We start from the raw sequence: 2,673 nt of genomic DNA, 5'->3' as shown, positions 1-2,673 counted from the left end.
TCATTGCCATTCTCGGCTTTGCTCGGAACCCGTTCCTCCGCCTCGGGGCGCTCGGGCTCTTTGCGGTGCCCGCCGCCGTGGCGGGCTACGCGCTGGCCCATGGCGTCGCGAAACATGCGCTCGACCCGGGTGTGATGCTGACGTTGATCTGCGGTGGCTGCGGCGCTGTCGTCGCCGTTGCGGCGATGATCAACCTCAATTCCTTGGGCGAGGGGCTTCTCGAACCTTAGCCCTTGGTTGCGGTCGTCCCTCGTCAGTTGATCGTAGGCGCGGTGGAAATCCGCGCTTCGACGGTTCTTGGCTGATCGCAGGCCAAAGCCCGGAACATCCCTGTCTTCTCGCATGACCATGAACCAACCGGGCCGATGCCTGTGAGTACGGTGAACGATGCCTGACGTGCTCGGTTCTGCCTGCGGGTTCTGGCCGTCGGACACAGCGCGGCTGCGGCAAGCGACGGTGGGTGCATGAGGCCGATTGTCGATGGGTGCGTGATCTGGGGCCCAAGTTGCCATTCGCGAGGAAGATTGTTCGGCACTGCGTCCCCGTTGGCGCTCCCCCGAGAAGACCTGTCCCTCCTCCTGATTGATCCCCTAAGCCCGTCTGTCCGAGGCCGGCAACCCCGCGCGGCGGGACCCGTGTTGGCGTGTTCCACGCCTGCCCGCGCCACGTCCCGACTTGGGGGTCGAGCGGACACCGGGGGCGTCCGTGCAGGCCACGTCCAGCGGTCTTTGACGGGCCTCATCGGAGGGACGGTCCCTCCGGATGGAGCAACGGAGACATACCATGCAGAACATCGTCATCCTCGCTGGCAACATCGGCCAGACCCCCGAGACCCGCACCACCCAGGGCGGCACCTCGATCACCACCCTCACCCTTGCCACATCCCGCCCGCGCTATTCCGAAGGCCGGGTCGTCCGCGACGAGAACGGTTACCGCGTCCAGGACACCGAATGGCACCGCATCACCTGCTTCAACGGCCTCGGCAAGACGGTCCAGCAGTACTGCGAGAAGGGGATGAAGCTCCTGGTCCGCGGCCGCATCCACTACACCAAGTGGACCGACGCCGCGGGTGTCGACCGCTACGGCTGCGAGATCATCGCCGAAACGGTCGACTTCCTGACCAAGGCCAAGCAGGCCGAGGACGAGGTGCCCTCCTTCATCGACGATGAGGACGACCAGTCCTGACACGGCAACGAAGCCCGGCGGCGCGAGCCGCCGGGCTTCTCCGATGGCACTGTCGGACGCCGATCACAATTCGTATCATTCGGCGATATCCCGCCGCGCGCAGCGGCTGGATGGGCACTGAGTCGCACGCAGGTCGCCTTCCTCGCGATCCAGTGCCCGAAACGGCCACTAACCGCGATGATCACTGGCAAGCCCCCGGAAATGCGACTAAAATAGTCGTAGTTCTGGCATGTGTGAATGGCCGGGTGGGAGGTGATCATCATGATCACCGCCCGACAATCACGGGCCGCGCGCGCATTGCTGGGATGGACGCAGCAGCAGCTAGCCGATAAGGCCCTGGTATCACTGACCGCACTGAAGAGGCTCGAATCCGAGAAGGATCTTCGTGTCTACGAGTCGACCGAGGATCAGGTGCGGCGGGTGTTCGAGGATGCAGGCATCACGTTTCTGCATTCGGACAAGGGTGAAGGCGTCTTGATCGATGTGAGCAAGGCGAAAAAGGCCAAGTGATCGTAACCGGTTGATGCGGATATCGGTAGCGCGCCTGTACGGAAAGACAACTTCGGGAGGGGGGTCGTTTCTGCGATCCTGTAGGCAAATGGCACAGGGCGAGACGACATTTCTGGATGCTCCGCCGGACAGCGACACGCTGACCGACTACGACCATGCTCATATGGTTCTCTACCTCCGCATTTTCGACGCTGCCGAGGAAGGAGCCGATTGGCAGGAAGTGGTCGAAGTCCTGTTTGGACTCGATCCGAAGCATGATCCCGATCGCTGCAGGAACGTCTATGATAGTCACCTCGCGCGGGCTCGCTGGATGACCGAGCACGGCTATCGCGACCTGCTTCGGCAGGGGGGTGACGGCCCGAACGGCTGAGTCACGCCGAAACCCGCCCATGTCGGGTGGGCCGGACTCCCGAAGATCAATCAAAACGTGTAAAATCAGGTCGTTTCAGAGAAGTTGACGAACAGGACTTGTCATGCCGTCGGAACGCTCCGGCTGGCGTTCCTCGGCAGAGTACGACTACGTCGAAGACCTGAGCGCGTCCGATCTTGCCTGGGAATGGCTGCGCCGCAACAAGCGCTACGCAAAGGACTATGCGCGCCTCTCCAAGGCCGCCCTTGATGACGCGTCTTTGAAAGCAGCGCTCCTCGACAAATGGGGGTTACGATTTCGCGGCCGATCCCAACCTCCCGGCTCCAAAGGCCCGCGCACTCTGGGACCCCCGGATCGATCCCTCGGTGGTCGTGCTGCAGAAGGCTCCGAAGGTCCTGAGCGGCGCGGTGGAACCGACGATCCTGCCTGAAGGGACAATCAGATTCGCCCATGACGGCCTCCACCATCTTCTTGGCGTTGGCGGGCAACGTCGCCTGCAGGTTCTGCAATCGGATTCCGACAACGATTCGCTGGTGGCGATCGTCCCGCTCGATCAAGACGGTTTCGCCCGCGTCGATGCTCTCTACAGGTTGCTCGCGCAGCTTCAC

The 2,673-nt window shown here is 62.8% G+C and carries 5 protein-coding genes and 1 pseudogene; all 6 read left to right on the top strand.

Going from position 1 to position 2,673, the window contains the following annotated elements:
* A pseudogene (locus Q0330_RS02490) lies at positions 1 to 230 on the top strand (hypothetical protein); the annotation flags it as partial.
* 553 nt (positions 231 to 783) lie between these two features.
* A complete protein-coding gene (locus Q0330_RS02485) occupies positions 784 to 1,185 on the top strand; it encodes a single-stranded DNA-binding protein (RefSeq protein WP_299473932.1) in 402 nt (133 codons plus the stop codon).
* Positions 1,186 to 1,446: 261 nt separating this feature from the next.
* The gene (locus tag Q0330_RS02480) at positions 1,447 to 1,695 is read left to right on the top strand and encodes a helix-turn-helix domain-containing protein (RefSeq protein ID WP_299473935.1); all 249 of its coding nucleotides are present in this window, start codon (positions 1,447 to 1,449) and stop codon (positions 1,693 to 1,695) included.
* An 88-nt stretch (positions 1,696 to 1,783) separates the two neighbouring features.
* Positions 1,784 to 2,065, top strand: a complete 282-nt coding sequence (locus tag Q0330_RS02475; protein WP_227446280.1) for a DUF2285 domain-containing protein — start codon at positions 1,784 to 1,786, stop codon at positions 2,063 to 2,065.
* A gap of 103 nt (positions 2,066 to 2,168) precedes the next feature.
* Positions 2,169 to 2,495 carry a DUF6499 domain-containing protein gene (locus tag Q0330_RS02470; protein ID WP_299473918.1) on the top strand — a complete coding sequence of 109 codons (327 nt, stop codon included), beginning with the start codon at positions 2,169 to 2,171 and terminating at the stop codon, positions 2,493 to 2,495.
* On the top strand, positions 2,473 to 2,673 hold a 201-nt coding region (locus Q0330_RS02465; protein ID WP_299473915.1), incomplete at its 3' end, for a hypothetical protein. The genes Q0330_RS02470 and Q0330_RS02465, both read left to right, overlap by 23 nt.

Source organism: uncultured Paracoccus sp., assembly GCF_937873615.1.
Taxonomy (GTDB): domain Bacteria; phylum Pseudomonadota; class Alphaproteobacteria; order Rhodobacterales; family Rhodobacteraceae; genus Paracoccus.
Note: the sequence above shows the minus strand (reverse complement) of the source record. Positions and strands in the feature narration are given on the sequence as shown.

Excerpts from the sequence above, each read along its gene's own strand:
- Q0330_RS02485 (WP_299473932.1), top strand. The coding sequence starts at position 784 with ATGCAGAACATCGTCATCCTCGCTGGCAACATCGGCCAGACCCCCGAG.
- Q0330_RS02480 (WP_299473935.1), top strand. The coding sequence starts at position 1,447 with ATGATCACCGCCCGACAATCACGGGCCGCGCGCGCATTGCTGGGATGG.
- Q0330_RS02475 (WP_227446280.1), top strand. The coding sequence starts at position 1,784 with ATGGCACAGGGCGAGACGACATTTCTGGATGCTCCGCCGGACAGCGAC.
- Q0330_RS02470 (WP_299473918.1), top strand. The coding sequence starts at position 2,169 with ATGCCGTCGGAACGCTCCGGCTGGCGTTCCTCGGCAGAGTACGACTAC.